The organism is Pseudomonas sp. ADAK2 TE3594 (assembly GCF_053628675.1).
In genome coordinates this window covers 3106995-3129363 of record NZ_JBRJGV010000001.1, presented here as the reverse complement: position 1 = coordinate 3129363, position 22369 = coordinate 3106995, and the positions used below count along the sequence as shown (strand labels likewise).

General features: G+C 59.3%; 11 protein-coding genes and 1 pseudogene. 7 read left to right on the top strand and 5 right to left on the bottom strand.

The genetic code is table 11. The annotated features are described in order from the left end of the window. Positions 1-4: 4 nt before the first annotated feature. Both AB7M22_RS13990 and AB7M22_RS13985 read left to right on the top strand, forming a co-directional pair. Positions 5-6952, top strand: coding sequence for a beta-ketoacyl synthase N-terminal-like domain-containing protein (locus AB7M22_RS13990; protein WP_454186745.1), 6948 nt, complete (start codon positions 5-7; stop codon positions 6950-6952). 398 nt (positions 6953-7350) lie between these two features. Beyond that, positions 7351-7758, top strand: coding sequence for a DUF3224 domain-containing protein (locus AB7M22_RS13985; protein ID WP_134660731.1), 408 nt, complete (start codon positions 7351-7353; stop codon positions 7756-7758). Between the two features lie 196 nt (positions 7759-7954). Here AB7M22_RS13985 and AB7M22_RS13980 read toward each other — a convergent pair whose 3' ends face one another. The 4 genes from AB7M22_RS13980 to AB7M22_RS13965 are packed head-to-tail and all read right to left on the bottom strand — an operon-like array spanning position 7955 to position 18112. Beyond that, complete coding sequence (locus AB7M22_RS13980; RefSeq protein ID WP_454186744.1) at positions 7955-9310, bottom strand: hypothetical protein; 1356 nt, start codon at positions 9308-9310, stop codon at positions 7955-7957. After that, positions 9307-15618 (bottom strand): AAA domain-containing protein, encoded by a 6312-nt coding sequence (locus AB7M22_RS13975; RefSeq protein WP_454186743.1) that lies wholly within the window; start codon positions 15616-15618, stop codon positions 9307-9309. Before AB7M22_RS13975 ends, AB7M22_RS13980 begins: the two co-directional genes overlap by 4 nt. A gap of 14 nt (positions 15619-15632) precedes the next feature. After that, positions 15633-16277, bottom strand: a complete 645-nt coding sequence (locus AB7M22_RS13970; protein WP_454186742.1) for a 4Fe-4S single cluster domain-containing protein — start codon at positions 16275-16277, stop codon at positions 15633-15635. 2 nt (positions 16278-16279) lie between these two features. After that, positions 16280-18112, bottom strand: a complete 1833-nt coding sequence (locus tag AB7M22_RS13965; protein ID WP_454186741.1) for an AAA family ATPase — start codon at positions 18110-18112, stop codon at positions 16280-16282. Between the two features lie 658 nt (positions 18113-18770). On the opposite strand from AB7M22_RS13965, the gene AB7M22_RS13960 reads away from it, so the two are divergent. The 5 genes and pseudogenes from AB7M22_RS13960 to AB7M22_RS13940 all read left to right on the top strand — a co-directional run bounded on the left by AB7M22_RS13960 (position 18771) and on the right by AB7M22_RS13940 (position 21617). Further along, positions 18771-19343: a hypothetical protein gene (locus tag AB7M22_RS13960; protein WP_454186740.1), complete on the top strand. Its 573-nt coding sequence runs from the start codon at positions 18771-18773 to the stop codon at positions 19341-19343. Further along, positions 19336-20043, top strand: a complete 708-nt coding sequence (locus AB7M22_RS13955) for an RES family NAD+ phosphorylase (RefSeq protein ID WP_454186739.1) — start codon at positions 19336-19338, stop codon at positions 20041-20043. Before AB7M22_RS13960 ends, AB7M22_RS13955 begins: the two co-directional genes overlap by 8 nt. Positions 20044-20419: 376 nt before the next feature. Continuing rightward, the gene (locus AB7M22_RS13950) at positions 20420-20545 is read left to right on the top strand and encodes a hypothetical protein (RefSeq protein WP_454186738.1); all 126 of its coding nucleotides are present in this window, start codon (positions 20420-20422) and stop codon (positions 20543-20545) included. A 421-nt stretch (positions 20546-20966) separates the two neighbouring features. Further along, positions 20967-21305, top strand: a pseudogene (locus AB7M22_RS13945) (WYL domain-containing protein); the annotation flags it as partial. 78 nt (positions 21306-21383) lie between these two features. After that, positions 21384-21617 carry a hypothetical protein gene (locus AB7M22_RS13940; RefSeq protein ID WP_323568958.1) on the top strand — a complete coding sequence of 78 codons (234 nt, stop codon included), beginning with the start codon at positions 21384-21386 and terminating at the stop codon, positions 21615-21617. 447 nt (positions 21618-22064) lie between these two features. Here the strand turns inward: AB7M22_RS13940 and AB7M22_RS13935 are convergent, their stop codons facing one another. Then, on the bottom strand, positions 22065-22283 hold the full coding sequence (locus AB7M22_RS13935) for an integrase arm-type DNA-binding domain-containing protein (protein WP_454186737.1): 219 nt from the start codon (positions 22281-22283) through the stop codon (positions 22065-22067). Between the last annotated feature and the right edge of the window lie 86 nt (positions 22284-22369).

Here is a 22369-nt window from a genome sequence, read left to right as displayed (position 1 = left end):
GACGATGAACGCCACATTGACCGATCAGTTGTTTTTCATTGCCAGTGTGCTGAGCCTGGAAAGTCGTCAGCTGATCTCCGGTCGCGGGATCAACCAGTCGTTCGGGTTTGAGCGGTTTGCCGCCGCGGCTTCGATCAATCCTGGTCCGTTACGGGTGGCCTTCGACGGACTCAAGGCGTTTGGCTGGCTGAATCCGTCGAATGGCGACGAGTATTTCTTCACGGGTCGGGCCTCGGCAATCGACACATTGCCCACGCAGATGGCCGAACTGTTTTCGTGGTTGGCGCCGCAGCGATTGCCGGACGCGCAGGATATACCGCGCCTGTGGCGCTGGCTGGAGCTGTCGGCGCTGGACTGGAATCTGCACTGTCCGGCGTTTATCCGTGGCCTGAACGAGTTGTTGTCGCTGGTGCTGTTGCGCCGATTGCAACTGAACGGGGCAATCAATACTGACACTGGCCAGGTGGATACGCGGCGCATCGACGACGGCCAGACCGGCCATGAGCAAACTCGGCTGCTGAGCGATTTTCTGCGCACTCAGCAGTGGATTCGCCGCGAAGAACGGCACCTGGTGTTCAATCCCGAGCGGCGCGCGCTCCTCTCGGAACGTCTGAGCGAGCCTTTTCTGGCGTACTACGCCAGTTTGCCCACGACCCTAGATGGCCTGTTGTTCGGCAAGGGCGAGCGGTGGGCAGACGTATTGCAATGGCTGAAGGGTGCAGGTGAACAACACGTCTGGTCAGGTGACCGACCCGCGCTTGAACAGCTGCTGGGCAAGGTCTTCGATGCGCAGCCGTTGTCCACGCAACCGGACTGGATCGTCGAGTTGGGCAGCCATCCCGGCGTTTCATTGAGCGAGCTGGGGCAATGGGTGCGACACCATACGGCCCGGGGCCAGGTACTGGACAGCAAGCCCCTGCAATTGCTGGTGCTTGACGCAGCAGTGAGCGATCCGGCGGCGCTGCGCCAGCGGATTCGGGACGCGGGTGTTGGTGCCGGTCAGCGAGTGTTGTGGCTGGGCATCGGCCAGCAGAATCTGCAACCGCCGGGGACGGCGCCGCAGCAATCAGCCTTACAAGCGCCGCAGCGTTATTACTTGCGGCCCGACGGCCTGGCGGCGGAAGGCGCCAGCGTGCTTGGCAGTCTGCAGACCTCGGCAAAAGCGCTGGCAGCGCTGATCGGCGAGCAACCGATAGTGCTCAGCGAAAGTCACTGGCGCCCCGACGGTCCCAAGGTGGATCACTTTGCCTGTCATTACCCGGTTGAAGCAGCGCACTACCTGATGGCGCTGGCCGGTGCCGGGCTGTTTGCCGATCCGGGGATGCTGCACAGGCTGCCGCTAGACGGCATCGACTGCGCGGCCACCAGCGGTTGTTACCGGGCGCGTGAATACCGCGTCCGGCATGTGACGCTGGCGGACATGCCCGCGCTGTTGACGCTGGAACAGGCCTGCTGGCCCGAAGGTGGCCGGGTGGATGAACACATTCTGCGCCGCCGTTTGGGCCAGGACCCTGCCGGTCAACTGGCGCTGGAGTTCAAGGGCGAAGTGGTCGGTGTCATCTATTCCCAGCGGATCACCCGGATCGAAGCGCTGTTCGGGGTCAATTTCGCCACGGTCGATCAGCTGTTTCACGGCAATGGCAGCACCGTACAAATCCAGAGCCTGAACATCCTGCCGGCGCATCAGTACAGCGGTTACGGCGATCAGTTGCTGGAGTTCATGCTGCAATATTGCACGCTGCTCAACGGCGTCGACACGGTGGTCGGCGTGACTCGTTGCAAGGACTATCCGAAGTACCGCGACATCGCCCAGGCGGACTACATTCATAGCCGTTGCGAGCGGGGCGTGCTGCTGGACCCAGTGTTGCGTTTCCACGAATTGCACGGCGCGCGAATCGAGCGGCTGGTGCCCGGTTATCGTCCCGCCGATGCCGACAATGCAGGGTACGGCGTTCTGGTGCGTTATGACCTGGCCCGCCGTCAGCGCCAGGAAATTCAGCTGACCACGGCAATGGTTGAGCAGCCGGCGATCTCCATCGACGACGCGGTGCGCCAGGGCGTCAATCGCTGCCTGGGACAAGCGCAAGACAGCCGAGTGTCATCACGTCATAGCCTGATGGAGCTGGGACTGGACTCGGCTGATCTGCTCGCGCTCAGCGAACAGCTGGGAATGACGTTCGGTCTGGCGCTGGAACCGAGCTTTTTCTTTCGCTACAACAGCATCGAGAAAATCGTCGCGGCGTTGCAAGAGCGCCTCGGAAGGCAAATGCCGCCGCCGAAAGAGATTCAGGCGGCAAGACCGCCATCGACTCCAGTCAAAGAAGAGGATGATTTCGCCGTCATCGGCATCAGTGGCTGTTTTCCCGGTGGCGAACTGGAGGGATTTTGGGCTGCTGTTCGCCACGGTGCCAGTCTGATACGCGAAGTGCCAAAGGAGCGCGCAACGGCTGGACCTGCGGGCGGCTACATTGACGGGATCGAGTATTTCGATCATCAGTTTTTTGGCATTTCGGCAGCGGAAGCGGCGCTGATGGACCCGCAGCAGCGGCTGCTGTTGCAGCATGCCTGGTGGGCACTCGACGATGCCGCGATTCCTGCCGCAGCGTTTGCCTGCCGCCAAACCGGCGTGTTTGTCGCCGCCGCGCCGAGTGAGTACCGCGACATTGTCGAGGTCCCCCGCGACAGCCCGTTTTTGCTGACGTCTTCTTCGCCCTGCATGTACGCCAATCGGATTTCCTGGTTCCTCGACCTGCGCGGGCCCAGCGAGTATTGCAACACCGCCTGCTCGTCGGTGCTGGTTGCGCTGCATCGAGCCATGCAGGCGATCAGGGCCGGCGAGTGTCAACAGGCGCTGATCGGCGCGGTCAATCTGTTGCTGTCGCCTGCTGAAACGGCCGGCTACCGGCAGATGGGGTTTCTCAGCGAACAGATGCACACCCGTTCTTTCCAGCCTGGCGCTGATGGTTATGTGCGCTCCGAAGGGGTGGGCGTGCTGTTGCTCAAGTCTTTGGCCGATGCTCAGCGCGACGGTGACCGGATTCATTTGAAGATCAAGGGCAGCGGTGTCGGGCATGGCGGTCGAGGGATTTCACTGACCGCCCCCGATCACGAGAGCATGCAGGCGGCGATGGTGGCCGCTTACCGCAGCGCCGGGGTTGCGCCGCACACTGTCAGTTACCTGGAAGCCCATGGCACGGGTTCGGCGATGGGCGATGCCATCGAAATCGACGCGATTCAGGCCGCGCGCACGCAATTGAATGGCGATGACAAACCCGGCGCTGCGTGGAGCCTCAGCACCTTGAAGCCGCTGATCGGGCATTGTGAGTTGGCGTCCGGCATGGCGGCGTTGTTCAAGGTGATTGATGCGGTAAAACAGCAGCAACTGCCGGGCATACCTGGGTATCAACAACTCAGCCCGGCGATCACGCTCGATCCGCAGCAACTGTCGCTCGCGTCCGGGAACCGGCCATGGCCGGCGGTGCGGGATGCCGACGGCAACGAGCTGCCACGTCGGGCGAGCATCAACAGTTATGGTTTTGGCGGCGTCAATGCCCATCTGGTGGTGGAGGAATTTGTTGATCATCAGCGTGTAACTGCAGCTGATATCGGGCCGCAACTGATCCTGTTGTCGGCACACGATGCTGACAGGCTGAAGGAGCAGGCTGCACGACTGAGCCGTGCCATTTGCCAACGCCCGGACCTGTGTCTGGCCGACATCGCCTATACGCTGCAAGTGGGCCGAACGGCGATGGCTTGCCGCTGGGCGCGTGTGGCGGACAGCATTGCGTCCCTGCAACTGCAACTGGACGAGCTTGCCCGAGGCATGCGCGATGACATCGTGCTGGCCGATGAGCAGTCGGATGCAGATGCCGACGCGATCACTCAGGCACTGGCGAAGCGAGACTTGCCAGCGCTGGCCGATTACTGGCGCCAGGGCGTGGAACCGGATTGGCGCAAAATGCCGCGTCTCGGTGAACCACAGCGAATTGGATTGCCGGGCTACGCCTTTGCGCAATCGCGGCACTGGCTGGCACCGCGGCGGGCTGAACCCCTGAGCCACCCAAGTGAGGGCGAAACGCCGTGCCAAAAAAATGTGCGCCAGATCCTCGCCGAACTGCTGGGGTGTGAGCCGCAGGCACTGACGGGGTGCGAAACGCGCAGCCTGGCCAGCCTCGGCCTCAGCTCTCTGGGCGCCGTGGGCCTCAAGGCCAGGCTGGAACAGCAACTGCAACGGTCGGTATCGCTGTCACAGCTGAGTCCGTACTTGAGTCTCGGTGAAGTCGAAGCCAATCTGGCGGTGCAGGAACGGCAGGGTGACGATCAACTGGTGCCGGCGTTGCAGGTGGCGCCCGACGCCCGCCATCTGCCTTTTGCCCTCAATGATATCCAGCAATCGTTTTTGTCAGGTCGTACGCTGTTGGCCGAGGCTGAGCGGGTCGGCTGCCATATCTATCTGGAATTCGACTGGCCGGAGCTGGACGTCTACCGGCTGAATCAGGCGTGGAATCGGCTGATGATTCGCCACGATGCGCTACGGCTCAGGTTGCTGGCGGACGGTCGCCAGCAGGTCGGCGAACCGATGCCTTATCGTTTCAAGACCCGCGACTTGCGCCGCAGCGAACCCGCCGAATGCGAGCATTCGCTGGTAGCCCTTCGCGCATCGATGTCGCACAAGGTTTATCTGAGCGGCCAGGAAACGCTGTTTGAAATAGTCGTTTCGCTGCTGGATCACCAAGTCAACCGGGTTCACCTGAGCATTGACGAGTTGATTGTCGATGCCACTTCTTTGGAGGTGCTGTTGCAGCAATGGCTGATGATTTATCAGCAGTCTGCCACCGAGTTACCGGATCAGGGCGTGTCGTTGCGTGATTATCAGCTGTCGCTGGAGGCTTTCAAACAGTCGCCACGCTACCAGCGTGATTTGCAGTACTGGGTCGACAAGCTGGCGCAGGCACCGACTGGCTTGTCCTTGCCCAAGGCATCGCGACCTGCTGGCCGCGAGCGTCGTCGATTGACCTCAACCCTTGAGCAGAGCTGCTGGCAGCGATTGAAAGCGCGGGGCGATGCTTTGCAGGTTTCAGGCACTGCACTGCTGTTGAGTCTGTTCGGGTTGATCCTGCAACAGGCCAATGCCGGCAAGGCCTTTTCGTTGATCTCGACCAGTTATGGCCGACTCCCGGTGCACCCGGACATTGATCGGCTGGTCGGGCCGCTGATCTCCACGCAATTCTTTGTCTTTGCCGGCGCGGCGGAACAAACCCTGGCCGAACTGGCGCAACAGGTGCAGCGCCAGTTGCTGGCGGACCTTGATCACGCCAGCGTCAGTGGCATCTCTGCACTTCGCGAAGTCCGTCAGCGTGGCGACAAATCGAGGCTGTTCAACGGTGGCGAGGTGGTCTTCACCTCGATGCTCAACAACCCGGTAATCGACGGCGCGCCGAGCTTTGGCGACGCCCAACACTACTGCGTCACTCAGACGCCACAGATCAACCTCGATCACCAATTGCGCGAGCGTGGCGGGGCGTTGAGTTTCAGCTGGGACGTCGCCATCGACTGCTATCCCGTCGGCATGATCGATCAGCTGTTTGGCGACTATTGCCAGTTGCTGGTCACGTTGGCGAACGGTGATAACGACTGGTCGGCGCTCAAAACATCAACGCTGGTTCATGCGGCGCCTTTTGAGCTGGCGCCCGATGCGCCGCCAAAGACACCTTTTGCATTGACTGATCAGCAGCAGGCCTACGCTTTCAACCGTTCTTTGCACCGGGGGCAGGGTAGTTCACATCTCTATATGGCCGTTGCTATCGAAGCGCTGGATATTGCTCGACTGGAAAAAACCTGGCAGCAGTTAGTGACGCACCATCCGATGCTGCGGACGCGGATTCTGCCCAGTGGCACCCAGCAGATCATGGAAGCACCGCTATTGATGAAACTCGAAACAGTCGAGAAGAATATCAGTGGATCGCGGATCGCCGAAGAGATGCTTGGCCGGGTGACGGCGCTGGGAGAGTGGCCTTACGCTGAACTGCGGGTCAGTACACTGGATGAACAACGCAGCCTGGTGCATCTGGCGGTGGACCTGCTGCTCGTCGACCTTCCCAGTCGAGATCTGTTGATCCATCAACTACTGAATCTCTACCACGGTCTACCACAGACGCCGTTGGTCATCAATTTTGGTAGTTATATGGAGGCTCTCGGACAGTACAACCGCACACCTGCGGCACAAAACGCAGCTCTTTACTGGCAGGAAAAATTCCGACTGCTGCCCCAAGGGCCGCAGGTGAATGACGAAAGGGATATCAATGGCCTGTACCTGGAATATGAGCACTACCTTGATTGTTGGCCAGCGCTGCGTGATCGTATCGCACGAACAGGAATCTCTGCCGACGCGGTACTGATTTCTGCCTATGCCTGGAGCATTACGAAACATTGCGCCCAGCCGGCCTTTACTCTGGTTGCCCCTGGTTGGAAGAGGCCTGCAGTACACCCGCAGATCGACGCGCTGGTCGGCGACTTCACTACGTTGAGCTGGATCGATTTCAACAATGAGCCTATGACTTTTATAGAGCAGGCCCGGCGTTGCGAACGGATCTTCACCGAGGATCAACAGCACAGCATGACCAATGGCCTGCAAGCACTTCGTAAGGTGGCGACGGATAAACAACGACCACGCAAACTTGATTTCCCTGTGGTGTTTACCCGACTCAACCCACAAGGTCCACTGGACCTGCCCGAGGGAGTAACACTCGTTAAAAGTGCGAGTCGCACTCACGGTGTGGCGCTGGACAATCTGAGTATCGAGCAGGCAGAAGGTTTGTTGATCCACTGGGATCTCGCGGCTAACCGCCTGACTTCGACGCTGGTTGACGCAATGTTTGCCGACTACTGTCGCTTGCTAGAGGGTTTGGCTGCCGACGAAGGAACATGGGATCAGGAGAATAAAACATACTAAGTGCTTGTACGGATCTTTCTTATAGAGGTATTTCTGGAAGGGGGTAGCTGAAATAGGGTTCCCGGCACTACCTGGTAAATCAGGCAAACCGGGCGTCCATTCAGGGCGACCGGTTTAAGTCTCGATCTTCACTTACTCGATGGCTTCCTGATAACGGGTGGTGCGGCCATCGAAACCGGTCTCATCCAGCAGGCGCCCGACCGGGTGGTAGTAGAAGTCCGTACGTCGCTCGTTTTCGTTTTCCAAGGCCCGATCAATTCAACGGCGGACTGGCGCCAGCTCGGGCCGAAGAAAAATTTAACGTCGTGTCTGGGATTAGTTGATCACTACATTTGGCTCTGTACGTGCTGTACGGAGTAGAGTGAGAACCTCACTCATTTGGATAGAGGCGGATGTGAATGGAAGCGTTAGCCACTTTTTCTACTAAGAATTTCAAACCAACAGGCCTGAGCCCAACCCCCGAGATTACTACCTTCTTGCCAGTGTCTATCAGCACCATGGAGAAATGCTACTCGGGTGCTATCGACGGTGTTTCCTCAACAGTTTTTACTGCGGCGTTCGACCAGACGACCAGGACGGGCAGTTACATCGCAATTGAGAGCTTCAAAGGTGCGGTGAATGGAAAAGAAGGCGCCTTCAATTTCATCCACTCTGCCTCCACAACCGGCACTGATCGGGCAGATGAATTTTTCTGCATAGTCGGAGGCAGTGGTACAGGTGATTTGAGAGGGATATCGGGATCAGGAGGGATCAAAATCGACACCGATGGCACGCACCATATTTGGTTGAATTACCAACTCGAATAGGTCAGAAATAGTTTTGAGGTAATGCCGCTGAGGACACCATTGCCCTGGATCGAGGTGGCATTTAAAAAACAGAGGCCTCGATCCGGAGCGGCCCTCCACAACAGCGGCTTTATGGTTGCTTCTCCGAGTAGCTGTAGAGAGCACTCGGTAGCACGGCTTGGCAATAGCTTGTGGTGGGATGAGAGTGAGTGGTTCGCTAATGAAGTGTCTTTTGTTGAGCAGCGATTGTTTCTACGCCCGGCTCGGAAATATTCGTTTCTTTAAGTGGGACTTCACCTACCGAAAGCGCACGCTCGATTAGTAACTCGCTGCCTTTGTCTTTCAATAAGGCCTGCAGCCGCTGGAATTCGCCGCACCAGATGGTTTCAATGTCGCGATCCCGCGCCTTGTCGCGATCGCTGCTGAGGGCTATGGCGCGAACCTGCAGACGGCCATTGTCGGCTTTGCCACCTACTTCCACTCCGTAGCCGGGGGTAGCGGCTTTGCGCAGCACGACCTTGCCGTTTTCTGCCCAGGCAGTCGCCATGCTTTCGCGCACTTCGTAGCCGAGGCTGGACAAGCCGTTGAGCACGGCTTCGCGGCGGGCGAGGGCGGCCTGGTCCTGTAAGTGAGAAGCGATAAGCGTTTTGCACTGCTCGATCAGTCCGGTCGTTACCGAGAGTTCGGTGTCGGTTGTACAAGCGCCAATATGACCGAGCAAGGTCGCGTGTTCGATGCCTGTGTAGGTTTTGACTTCGCTGGCCAGATTCTGCAGTTGTTCGAGACACTCGCGTTGGTGTCGGAAGTTTCGGGTGGACGCGGCGAGGTCGAGTACTAGGCTGTCGAGCAGCAGGTTGCGCCGCTTGGCATCGGTTTCCGTTTCAGCTCTTTCCAGTGCCAGGAGGAACGGCGAGGTACGCTCAGCGCCATGCAGCAGTTGCAGCTCCACTATGTGGCGGTCAATGCGTAGCAGCCGTACGTCGCGCGTTGCATCCGGTTCCCGGGCCGCAATCCATTCGTGCAGGGAAACCTCGGGTTCGTCGACCTTGAGTTGCTGCGCCAGGGCGCGTTGGGTATCGCTGAGGGGTGGCTTCTCGCTTGCCTTGCTCAAGTGGGCGAAACCCTCGGCCAGTAGACGTTCGGCATCTTCCCGACTGGCACCGCTGGCCAATCGTGAGAGGGACTCCAGCAAGGCCTGATCGACGCTTTCGGGGTTGGCTTGCAAAGCGTTAAGCAGGGTTTCTGCGTTTTCCTGGACGCGTCGGTCGCGTTGGCGTCGCCCGGCAGCGCGAATGATCGCGCGTTCTTCGCGGTCCTCCAAGTCACGGCGCAGGTGCTCGATCTCCACTGGCACGGCCTTCTGCAGTTCCGCTAATCGGTCTTCTGCCAGCAGAGCGCGAAGGCGAGCGTGTCGCTCCAGGGTGGCGGAGCGTTCCTGTTCGCTGAGTTCGCCAAGCCTCGTAGCTTGTGTCTGCCAGCGCTCCACGGCGCGCTCCAGACGTTGCAGGTGGCCCTCACAGATGGCGATGATTTCTTCGCGGGTAACAATGCGAACGACCTTGGGACCACTCATTGGCAGATTTCCGTATCAACTAAAACAGGATTGGGTTGCAGTGGCTGCTCAACCTTCATGGCGTGTTCGATTGCTTCACGCAGCCTTGATCGCTCGCTATCGCCGTTGTGATACCAGGCTTGCGATGACACACGATGGATGTGCGGGATGGCGCGGTGCAGCACGGATGGGCGCCAAATTTCCCGGGCGCGGGCACGTTCCAGCAGATTGTGGCAAGGCGCATCGCACTCGATGCCAATGGCATACAGGCCCGTGCCTGGATTCTCGATGGCGAAATCGAGCCCGAAAGCGTCGCCTTCACTGGCGGGAGCGGCCTGCCATCCCAGGGAATGAATGAATTCACCGACCAGCCTGACAAAGCCATCACTTTGCTGACCTTGCTCACGATGCTGTCTGCTGCTGCGGTCGGTCTGCAGGCGCTCCAGCAACTTGGTGCTGTTGCTGAACTCGCCCGAGGAGAGCGCGCGAGCATATTCCAGATAGCCTTGCAGATAGTCTCGCGGGCTGTTGGGGGCACGGTGCGTGTTGAGCATGTCGGAGATATCGGCGATTGGCATCGACGTGATCATCACCACCTTGCGCCGCGCGCGGGTCACCGCCACGTTCAGGCGTCGTTCGCCCCCCGTCTGCCCCAGTACGCCGAAGCTACGGCGGAATGTGCCTTGGCTGTTGCGACCGAAGGTGGAGGAGAAGACGATGATGTCGCGTTCATCCCCCTGCACGTTCTCCACGTTCTTGACGAACACCGACATGTCCTCGCCGTCTTCGCTGCGCTCGCGTTCCTGGGCGTAGGCGGCACGGAACAGTTCATCTTGTTCTGCACGCTGCTCCAAGTGCTCCTCGATGAGGTCGGCCTGCTTGCGGTTGAAGGTGACGACACCCACCGAAGGGCGCTGGTCGTAGGGCTCCTGCCACAATTCGCTCAGGTACTCGACGACCCGTTCGGCTTCCTGGGCGTTACTCTGGTTCTGATACAGCCCACCGACCTGGATCAGCTCCAGCGGCTTAATGCGCTGGATGTTCGCCTGCGGGTGACGGACCGGAACGTTCAGGCGATTGCCATAGAATGAGGCGTTGGAAAAGCCGATCAGTTCACGGTAGGCCGAACGGTAATGGATCTGCAATGTGGTGCTGGGCAGGGCGTTGCGCGCCAGTTGCAGCAGGTCGGGGCAATCCTTGATCTCACGACGGTTCCATGTATCTTCGAACGCTTCGCGCTGTTCCTCATCCGCGTCTTCATCAGGAGTGTCGCCGTCGAACACTTCGGCTTCGTCGCTTTCGATACGACTGGAAAAGAATGCCGTCGGGGGCATTTGCTTCTCATCGCCGCTGACAACAGTGACCTGGCCGCGGAACAGGGTCGGCAGGGCGAATTCAACCGGCATCTGCGAGGCTTCGTCATAGATGACAGTATCGAATAGGCCTGCCTTAAGTGGCAGTACACGACTGGCGACGTCCGGGTTCATCAGCCACACCGGACGCAGGCTCATCAAGCCGAGGTTACTGCCCAGTTCGATGAATTCACGCAGGCGCCGCGAGCGTTTGCCAGTCAGGCGAGTGACATCCTCCCATTGTTTGCGATTACCCAGGTGATCAAGGTTGATGGCTTTGGCCAGCAGCTCGCGATTGAGCAACCGCATCTGCGCATCGGCTTGCGCGAGGCTGGCGACTTTGGCGCGGGCTTCGTCCTGGCTGAACAGCAGTTCGGGATTGGTTTGCTCGACGCGGTGTTTCCAACCCAGGCGAGCTTCGCGGTTGAGCAGGCGCCGCACCGAGGCTTCAAGCTGCTCGGGCGCAATGTTGTCCAACTCTCCCTGGCGTTGGCGTAGCAATGCGAGCAGCTCGAGGTCGGCGGCTGTCAACTGAGCGGCGCGCCCGCGGAATGTCTGGTAGGCGGCCAGGAAGGGCAGAGCTTCATGCACCCGATCAAGAGGCAGTTGATTGCTCAGATTGTGCTCGATGGCGTGCTGCAGTTGCTGCACCAGTTCTTCGCCCAGCCAATCGCCGAGTACCTTGAGTTGCTCGAGGCTGGATTGGCGAACGCCATGGCGCATCAGCGAAGCATCGAGATCGCTGAGCAGCGCCTCGAGATGTTGCTTGTCGCCTGCGAGGGCGGCCTCGTCTGCCTGCCGGTCGCGGGGCGATTGCGCCAAGGCCAGGGCCAGTGCCTGAATTTCCAGGAGGTGGCGGATGTCACTCTTCACGAAGCTGATTAATTCCAGGCAGGCTTGCCTGCTCACCGTTTCCAGCTCCAACGCCTGACGCAGGGTACTCAGCTCGGCGCGCAATGGTCGCCACTGGCTTTCAAGGCGGATGGCTGCCTGTAGGGCTGGTAGTGCTTCAATAACACGGCTTTCCCCCTGGCCCTGAAGGAAGTTGCGCAGTCGCTTGCGCCGCAGCAGATGCAGCGGATTGATGTTCGCCAACCAGGATCGGGCAGCCATAACCTTGGTACAGTCTTGATCCAGATGCCTGAGGGCCTTGTTTTCGAGCAGGCAGAGGGCCGGTGATAAGGCGGGCGCGTAGTGGTCCTGATCCAGTTGGCCGAGTTGCTGATCCAGTTGCTGTAGTTCGCCGAGAATAGACTCTCCCCGTGGGGGTTGGCCCGCTTCGCGGCTGCGGAAAAGCGGTAGCCACCGCGCAAGGCGCAGACGTTGCTCTTGCTCCAGGTCGAGTAGAGCTGCGACATGGGCCGCTATCCAGTTACGGTACGGCGCTGGGTCGTCGATTTCGAAGCTGGCAGGGTGTGCTTGCAGCGTGGCCTGACGGTTGTGTTCGGCTTGGGTGAAACTTTGCAGATTGTCGGTGAAGGCCTGCAAAGTCGCCCGGTCGGCGGCGAACGACTGCAACTGGGCCAATGGACTGCCTTCGTAGCGTGCGGGTAACCACAGGCGAATCAGAGGGGCGCAGCTTTCTTCCAAGCGGGTCAGGCTAGCGAGCTCCAGGGAGGCCAGGCGTTGGCGCAGGGCCGGAAACTCAAGCGGGGCAGGGCCGGATTCCAATTCAATCAGCTCGCCGAGCAGCCTGCGATAACTGAGGCCGGTATTTTCATCCAGGCGATGCAGGCTCTGGTGGAAGCGGTCGAGCTCACCCTCCAGGGCCTCGATGCGAGCCGCGACCTGTTCGCGCTGGCGCTGCCAGCCCTGCGCCTGGCTGCCGTTCGTGAACAGGCTTTCCAGTTGTTCTCGAATACCGCGGATGACGGGCTCTCGGTCGCGGTTGACGTCATTGAGCATGACGATGCGTTGGCCAAGGCCTTCGGCGACCAGGCGTTTGTACACCACTTCAAGCGCCGCATGCTTCTGACAGACGATGAGCAAGCTGCGCTGGCGGCCGATGGCGTCAGCGACCATATTGACGATGGTCTGGCTCTTGCCGGTTCCGGGCGGTCCCTCGACCAGCAGTCCCGGGCTTTGTCGGGCCTGGATCACGGCCGCTTCCTGGGAGGGATCGCTGGCCACGGTGAAGTAGCGTTGCAGCTCGCCTGGCGGTGTCTCGTGGCCGGTTTCGTCGGCAGTCTTGAGGCGCAACGCCGTTTCCAGGCCGGTACCGGCGGGAGACAGGGTTTTCAGTTGGCGCAGGTCTTCACCGATGGCTTGCCCCATGAAGGTCACGTGAAACAGCACCGCCGCGCAGTCCAGCTCGTCTTGGTAGGGCGCGATCTCCACGGTGCTGGCGGGCAGGTTGCCAAGGGTGCGTGAGCGAATGGTGGCGAGCATGCCGAAGGCGTCCATCACATCCGCCGCACGAATTGACGAGCGGCCCAGCAGTTCATCGGCGGTCTTGCGCCAGCGTTTGCAGGTTTCGGCACCGAGCACGCTTTCCAGCGCGGGGTTGAGCCGCACTTCCTCACGCTCACTGTCGAACGCCAAGGCGGCGTGACCACGAGAGCCCAGCTCCAGCAGCAGCTTCACTGGCCACAGCAGCAGTGGGATAATCCGCGTACGCGTGGTGCCGCGAGGGTCGCGATTGAGCAGGAAAGGGAAGCCCAGGTACAGGCCGTCGATGCCGGTGTCGCGTTTGTACAGCGCGCTTTGCCGGTACAGGGCATGCAGGCGCGATTCCAGCTGGCCGTTGAGCTGAAAACTCTCTGGGTCAAGGTTCACTGCCCGGGCATTACGTTGCAACAGGTGATCTAGCAAAGCCGCCGCCGGACTGCGCTCGCTGTTCAGTTCACTGATGTCGACCCGTGCGGTGGTCTTGCCGATGCTCATACGCACCAGTGGTCCGCGCATCACTGCGGTCACCACCTTCTTCTCAAAGAAGTCGAGGATCTGTGAGACGTACTGCTGTTTCTGTGGTTCCAGCCAATGACTGGACGGGATGGCCAGCAACACCAGTGCCTGGGCCAACGGCATACGTCGCTCCAGACGGAACTGCTCGGCCCACTCGTCTACTACCGGCACGCCACAACGTGCAAAGCCTTGGATGCGCTCATCGACACTGCGGTACAGCTCAAGTCGCGAATGCAACAGCAGTTGGGTCGCCGCTTCGGAGTCGAACCAACCAACATCGGCAGCCCTGGCCAGCTCGGCGGCGGCCTCTACAATCGAAGCCCCCGAACGGAACTGACTGATCGCCGCGCTGAGCAGCACGATCAGGTCTTCTTCGGCGATCACCCGACGCTCCGACAGAGAGCCCAGTCCCGGATGGTCGGTGTCTGGAAACAGGCGTTGGCGCTCTTGCCATTGCGTGGACAGCTTGGCTCGCGAGGTCGACAGCAGGAATATCCGCAGTTGCTCTTCGACCAATTCGATGTGTTGGTGCAGGGCACGCTGACGTACGTTTTCGGCGCGGGATTTGAGACGCGACAGCCAGTTGTCGGTCTGCAATTGCTCCAGCAGGTCCGGGACCGACCCGCTGATCAGGCGATAGCCTTCCAGTGGGTGCTCCAGTAGCCATCCTGGTGTGACGATGTCGCCACGATGAATCAACGGGATTTCCGGATTGAGGATTCTCAGCGCCAGCATTAGACGGAAGTCGTCCTCAATCCCCTCGTGCTGAACGACCTGACGCAAGCCGGCGACCAGAGAAGGGGCGAGACCGGCCTGCTCGGCCCACGTCACGATCACACCGCGCAGCAAATGGTCCAGAGCTTGTTGCCAGTTATCCGCCTGGGCTGCCGCCAGGGCGAATACGCCGGGCTTGTGGAAGCGGCGATCGCCCAGCAGTAGGGTGGCGCCTTCACCATCGTCCGTTTGCTGGACGGAAGAGGCTGGAGCCTCGACCGTAACACCGTTGAGCCAGCCTTCGACCTGCAGCCATTGCCAGCGCTGATGACGGTCGCGTGCCAGCAGACCTCGCAGCAGCAGGTTCAGACGCGGATCGAGGTCGTCGGGGATCGGTACTCCGTTAGCCAGTACGTGAATAAGAAATGCATTGGCATTGATGCCGTCGAAGCAGGCGCCCTGGGTCAGTTGCTCGAGCAGGATCATGCCCAGGCTCCACCAGTCCGAGGCAGCCGCAACGCCGCCTGCGATGGCTTCGGGCGCCATGTAGCGGCTGGTTTCCAGTGGCGACACGATGTCCAGGTCGAACTCAGACAGGCGTGCCGAGCCGAAGCCGCTGATAACCAGGTCCAGCGGTTGGCGGGAACGTACCAGCAGGCTGGCTGGGCGCAGGTCACGATGGCGCAGGCCGGCCTCATTGAAAGCATGCAGCGCTACGCCCAGTTCGTTGACCACATGGTGCACGCTGTCGCTGTCGCGGATCACGCTGCCAAGTTCTGCCAGGGTCCCGCCGGTGAGTTCTTCAATGACCTCATAGGCACGGTCATCCCAGCGGCCGGTGGCAATGATTTCGGGTACGTGCTCGCGTGGCAGTCGGCGGATCACATCATAGATCGCCGGGTCCGGTTCGGCGCCGGGTCGATACAGGGTCAGGACCGCCTGTTGCGCTGTTTCCTCGTGCTTGGCGAGGTATCGTTCTCGCATGCCGTCGGTGCTGCTGATCTGACGGATCAGGCGCCAACGATCGATCAGGGTCTGGGGGGTGCCCTCTGGTTCGCTGCTGTCTGGCTGTGCGTCGTAGGACGTTGCTTGCGCAGGTGAGCTGCCACATTCAAGGCACATCAGGTCGCCATCGACCATCGGGTGACCATTTTCGCAGAGCAGGTCAGGGGGATTCCCCTGAGTCGGACTGACCGGCGGGAGGGTTTCCTCAGTGACGACGGCTTGCGGCCGCCAACCGGCGGCATGAATGGGTTCGCCAGCGAGGTCCCAACCACAGGGTTGGTGCTCAATGAGCCCTTCGCAGAACATTTCCTGGAGGGCGCGCTCGGTTTTGCAGTTGGGGCAAAAACGTATCATGGGGTGTGCTCCACTCAGCGGCGTCGCGACGCGTGTGCGCTGATCTGTAAATGATGGCCTTGTTCATGCAGCAGATCGCGTAAGTGCAATAGGTCGTCACGTCGCGGGATGCCGGCCATCCAGACGCTGCCATTTTCGTCAAACATCAAGTCGAGCGCCTTGTCGGTGGGTTCGAGCAGACGTTCGTAATGACCCAGGCGTGCCCGGCCCAGTGGCGTGAGCAGGCTCACGCGTTGATTGTCACTGCCGCGCAAGGCCATGGTCTGACTGAGTGCTTCGATATAGGGATCGCTGATCAAGGCATCTATCAAGCCCTTGGTCTGTAGCAACGGCTCGTCGAGTTGCTCCAGGGAGTAGCCACTGTAGACCAGGATGTCGAGCTCGCTGAACCGACGCAGGCCTTCGAGCAGCGATCGCAGGGCGTCGAACTGGTCGAACGGTTCCCCTCCGGAAATGGTGATTCCTTCGGCCTCGTGCAGCCAAGGGGTTATCTGTTCAAGCAGTTGCTCCAGCGACAAACGTCGGTGCCCGGGGCCCCAGGTATCGGCAGAAATGCAGCCTGGACAGCGGATGCTGCAGCCCTGGAACCAGATACCAATACGTCGCCCCGGCCCGAGGGTAGTGACCGGAAAATGCATGCGCGACAGGCTAAGGTCCATGTTCAGCGACGTTCCATCTTCAGTCCGGTGATGTCCAACTCGGTGATCGTGAAGTGCTCGCCCGGTTGCGCGTCCTGATCGAACAGCGCCCGGGACAGGGGATTGAGCAGGCGTGCCTCTAACTGGTTGCGGATGCCCCGGCCACCGTTGGACAGGTCCTGCAGGCAGAGGTCGTGCAGGGTCTGGCGCGCCTGGGGGGCCAATTCGATAAACAGGTTCTGTCCCTGCAGGTCGTCGAAGGTGGCGTTAACCATCTGTTCGAAGATTTGCACGGCAACGTCTTCGCGGATGAAGTCGAAGACGATGATGTTCTCGCCGATTCGATTGAGGATTTCCGGTCGGTTGAGCACTAGCTTGAAATAGCGGTCGATCTCGCTGTGCACCTTGTCCTGGACCTGCTCGAAGGCTTCGCCCGGCAGGACGTTGGCGACACGTTCGCCATTGTCGCCCTGGCGATAGATGCCCAGGTTGGAGGTGAATACGATCAGGGCCTCTGAAAAATACACCCGATCACCGCGTCCTGAAGTCAGCACGCCGTCATCGAGGATCTGCAGAAACTTGTCGAGGATTCGCGGGTGGGCTTTTTCGATTTCATCGAAGAGCACCACGCTGAATGGCTTCTCGCGGATGGCATTGGTCAGCTCGCCGCCGACGTCATAGCCGACGTAGCCGGGCGGTGCGCCGATAAGGCGTTGATCGGCATGTTCGGCGCTGAACTCCGACATGTCGAAGCGGATGTATGCACTTTCGTCGCCGAACAGCAGGCTTGTAATCGTTTTGGCGAGTTCGGTCTTGCCCACGCCGGTCGGTCCAGCAAGAAAGGCTACGCCCCGGGGCCGGTTACCCTTGCGACTGGCGCCGACGCCTGTCATCGCGCGCTTGACGATGTCGAGCATGTGCGTCACTGCATGTTCCTGGCCTTTGACCCGCTGGTGGACGAGCGCGTCCGCATGCCGGATACGCTGACGGTCGATCTTCAGCCACGGATCCTCGGTGACACCGATCTTGTAGCGGCGCACTGCGTCTGCAATCTGCGGCATGGATACGCCCTCGACCCGCGCCAGTTGCGCAATGGCACTGAGATCGAGCAGTAGCAATCCTTCGGTGTTCTGTACGAAGGCATCCACGGCTTGATTCATGATCTCTTCGCTAGCGCCCTGGCTGCCACTGAGCCCTTTGAGCAGCGCCGGCGCCAATGCGCGGCGGGCCAGTTGATCGGGTTTGGACACGGGAATGTGGCGCAGGCGGGGGTTATCGACCAACAACCAGTCGGGCAAATCACCTTCTTTTTCCACCAGCCACAGTAGGGTATTGAAGAACGGTTTGCGCTGCTCCGTGGCCGGACGGCTGCGAGCCTGATGGGATTGCACCAGGGCCTGGGTGAAGAGCTGGTGTTCAGTCGCACTGAGGGAGTCGTTGCGAACCACCAGCCGTGAGGCAAAATCAATGATCAGTGCGACAGGTTCGCCAGCACGACCCACCAGCCGCGGCAGGGTGGCGCCCAGCAGGTCGATACCTGCGGGTGCTGCGCCATTTACCGGAGTCAGGCCAAGTTCCTGCAGCAACGTCTGGCCGGCCTCAGGGTCGGAGCCAGGTTTGCCGACTGCACGGAAACCGGCCACCGGATCCCAGGCGATGATCTGGGCGTAGCCGGCATCGAGCAGGGCATTACAGAGGGTTTGGTTGAAGCTCTGTGCGGTCACCGTGCCGGGCGCCACTTCACTGGCCTGCAGGTCGCGGATGTTGCCTGACAAGACGAATTGGCTCTTCAGCGGCAGAAAGCGGAGAAGATCTCGTAGCCAACGTGGGCTTTCAAATATGGCAATCCCTGACATGTTTCAGCTCGTAACGTTGGGTCGGTACGGGCAGGGTATTGCTCAATGCGCCCATTTGCCAGTGCGCTGCTACGAAAAGTTGTTTTGAGAGAGTGCTTCTGAGGGGGCGCTTGTTTCACAGGGGTTTTATGCAACTTGATTGAGGATCCGTCGGTGTACGAGCTGGACGCGAAGGGTATGGTTCCCCGCGATCAGCGTGACCGGAAAGCACCTTTCTAGGTCGATGTGGTGCAGGTCTTCAGTCCTAGGGGGGGGGAGGGGGCGGGCCCGCCGGAAGATTTGACGTCGTGGTGCGCTGTGAATCCAAGCAGTGCTGAATTGGGTTATGCCAACTCTTTCGATTCAGCATTGCAGGTTTTGAGCGAGATCGCTCGCAACACCTGAAAGTCGATCGTGTCTTTAAGCTTCTTGCCCCTGAGCCATCGGCGCTGATCGACGGCACGGCGCGCTCCCCTCAAACCTATCTATACATGCAGACGAATGGGGGTTAGGTCAGAGCTAGGGTTATCAAAGATATGCTAGGATTGGATAATGTAGATAACTGGTGAGGAGATTTTCCATGAGCGTTACAGAGCAATCGGGCGTCTCCACTTTGGTGGGTACGCCCAAGGAGGCGCGGGCTAGCTTGAGCCGCTCACATGCGGATCGAGTGCTGGTCGTGTCTTTCGATCAGGTCAACCTCAATGTATTTGAGGCGTTGGCGGAAAACTTCGCCAATGTGGCTTCTTCGATGTACGAAGTGCTACAGGAGCGTCAGGACCCGAAGTCGCTAGAGCGACTGGCCGAGGTGTTTGTGACGCGTAAGCCGCCTTCGCCTCGCCTGCTCAAGGAAGCGGCAATGCTGGTCCAGGCCCGCAAGGCAGTGTTGGAAAGCGGTGACTGGTTGAACGCCGCGGACATCGCGCAAGTGGCCCAGCTGAGTACCCGCAACCCAAGTGCCCAGCCCAACAAGTGGAAAAAGCAGGGGCAGATTTTTGCCATCAATCACGGGGGAGTCGATTATTTCCCTGGTTACGGCTTGGATCCGGACGCGGGCTATCGGCCGCTCAAGGCATTAGCCAAAGTCATTGATACTTTCGCTGGACACAAGGACGGCTGGGGTATGGCTTACTGGTTCCGTTCAGATAACAGTTTTCTGGGCGGCAAAAGGCCCCAGGACCTGCTGGCATCGGCGCCTGATCAGGTGATTGCTGCCGCGCTGGATGAGATCCAGGGCATTGTCCATGGCTAAGCAGCTTACCGAGTCCAGCGATAGCATGGCGACACCGGCCACCGATTTGGCGTCGGCCCTCAGCCCGGCTCCCGCGGCTACACTGCACGTTACTTTCACGGTGCTTGCTAAAGGCGACGTGCTCCATCGTGTGCATCAGGATAAATATAAGCCCGATCAATTCAATCCCGGTGTGCACGGCAATGCACGCTTCAGCCCGATCCAGGATGATCAGGGGCGAGCGATTCCCACCTTGTATGGCGGCACGACAGTCGAGTGCGCCTTGATGGAGACCGTTTTCCACGACGTCCCCCACACGGCTGGCTTCAAGAGCTTCGATAAAGGCAAGTTGGCTGGGCAGGTGCATTCAGCCGTCCAGGTTAGCCAACCGCTGCACCTGGTTGATCTGTCCAGTGTCCCCCTGCGCAAATTGGGCATCACGCGCAAACAATTGATCGACACTGAGAAAGATCAGTACCCTGCGACGCGCAAATGGGCTCAGGCGATCCACCGTCAATGCCCGGATGTGCAGGGGCTGTCTTGGGTATCGCGACAAGATGATTCGGCACGTGCGGTGGTTCTCTTCGGTGACCGGATTCCTGACGGTGCGCTCCATCCGCAGGGGGCGTCACGCAGCTTGACCGAAGACTCGACTGTGTTCGACACGGTGCTAGATCTGGCAGACCGGATTGGGGTCGTCATCATCGCGGGAAAAAGCTGAGTCAAAATGACCGAGCAGTGCCCGTGGAATTCGCTTCTCTGAGGCCGGAACTGCCACCCCTTAGTCATTAGATCTTGCTGAAGACGGCGGGCTTTTATGGGGGGCATTGGTAGTAATTTCCGTACAAGCTTGATGTAGCATCGACGGTCAAACACGTCTCGTATGCGTCCCAAGGAAGGGGCGGTGCTTGTCCCAGAACGCAGCAACAACACGATGGCTGGCTCCGTGCTGGCCTAGGATGCGGAGCTCGTTATGAGCGTCAATCAAACGTTAGTTGATGAACTGGTGAGTCGGCTGGAAGAAAAAATTCCAGCCATGGTGAAAGGCGCGATCAATACGGTGCTATATCAATGCGCTGGCTGCCGGACTCACTGTGATGGAAGTCATGGACGGCATGCTCGTTGAAACAACGGCGGATGGTCAGTACAAGGCTATTCGGTTGGTCAAGCCCAAGCATAAAGTGGCCTTCGGTGGCGTTATCAAGGTGAACCCCCGTTCATGACGGGAGGCTGAGAACCTATGAATGCTCATAAGAGTCGCCGGGCTCTGCGCGGGAAATCTATACTGCGGCACGCTTAGCGTGAATCTCTCGCCGGGGTAATGCTTTCGGCTCAACTCCTCAATGTATTCCAGATCCCCTTCATTCGGTTGAGTAAAGCGACCGTGCTCAGATCCATGACGCCGATTCAGGTCGCCTGACACAGTGCTTCAAGAATGGGAGCCTTCCCGGCAGAGACCTCGCGTAAGTTGAGGAAGATTGATCGAACCCTATCGAGATTCTGCTCCTCTGGGAAGGGCGCGTTTCGCGCTCCCGACTGCTTGACCTGTTCAACATCCACGAGACGTTGGCCAGCCGGGACATTGCGGGGTTTCGGGCAGAGTATCCGGATGCTTGCGAGCCCGATAGTGGTAGCAAGAGCTATGTGGGTTCTTGGAGCCTACGTCCTACACTCACCCGTGGCACTTTCGATGAGTACCAGAGACTCATCGGAGCGATTGGAAGCCTAGATGCAGTATCCGCAGGTGTGGCGGTTGAAAGCATTCAGGTCGATGCCACATCGATCCGGCACCCGCTGTTCGCTCAGGTTCACCGTGCAATGCGGTTAGGACGCTGCATCAGAGTGCTCTATCGCTCCATGAGTAATCCTGAAGCACATGAACGAGTAATTCGCCCGCACTCGCTTATTCAAACGGGACCGCGGTGGCACATCCGGGCGTACTGTTCGAAAGCCGAGGCATTCTGCGACCTAAATCTTGGCCGAATTTCGGCGGTAAGTGCATCTGAAGACGCCGACCTCCCAGGGCTGGATCGAGACGTAGATTGGCACAGGATAGTTGCAGTGCGTCTGGTGCCACACAGGGATCTGTCGGCCGAGCAGGCCCGTATGGTCCGTGAGGAATACATGGGGGGTACTGCAGCAACGGTTTTTAACGTCCGCGCCCCTATCGCCAAGTATTTAATCCAATCCTTCCGAGCGGCCATCGATCCTGAGCGGGAGAGGGCTCCAGAACATCTGCTCATGGTCTACCAGCCCGAAGAGTTGCCTGCGGTGGTCGATATTCGTCGGTTGTGAGTTGACTGGTGAGCGTGGGAGGTTGGGACGTCTTTTCGGGGGGGCTCATACCCTATTGATCCTGTGAAAATGACACTGCCAGCTTGATGATCATTCGTCCATTGGCTATGGGTAGAATCCAATAGCCTTGCTTAGAATTACCCATTTTTCGCTCTTGAAACACCCCGAAAACAAGTCCAGAATTGAGTCTTTTCCGGCTTCGGCAAGAAAAGAAACCCCTTAGATTTCAATGGGTCGGACGCTAGATGCGAGTCTCGTTTCCCGCTCCAAGCATTAAAAAATGGATCTCTGAAAAGAGGTCCATTTTTTTCGTCCAGAGAAAAGTCTTTCTTTGACTTTTGCCGCGTTCCCCCTGAAAACACTCAGATCCAGCCCCATGGGCACATTCTCCAGTACATCAATCCGGTGTTCGGCAGATCGGCTTTCTCGTGGCGTGTGCGATGGCTCTCACCAAGACCGCGGTCCGACACGCCAAACCCGATAAACAACCGCGTATTTCTCTCGGTACCTATCCTGCACCAGCCAATGCTTCAGAGACGAAACCGATCTATCGATTGCCAGCTGCCGATGGACACGCGGATCGATGCCCCTGGCGACCAGCGCCCTCGCAACATCACGCTGAGCACGAGCATCTCGTAAGCTAATTTCAGGTCTTCGGATCAGCATCCGCCAGCCACTTCAAGTGTCCATCGGACGGACTTCCAGTGCCGGATAGGTATCGAGAGTATCCGGTGCCCAGGACACCGCTGCAC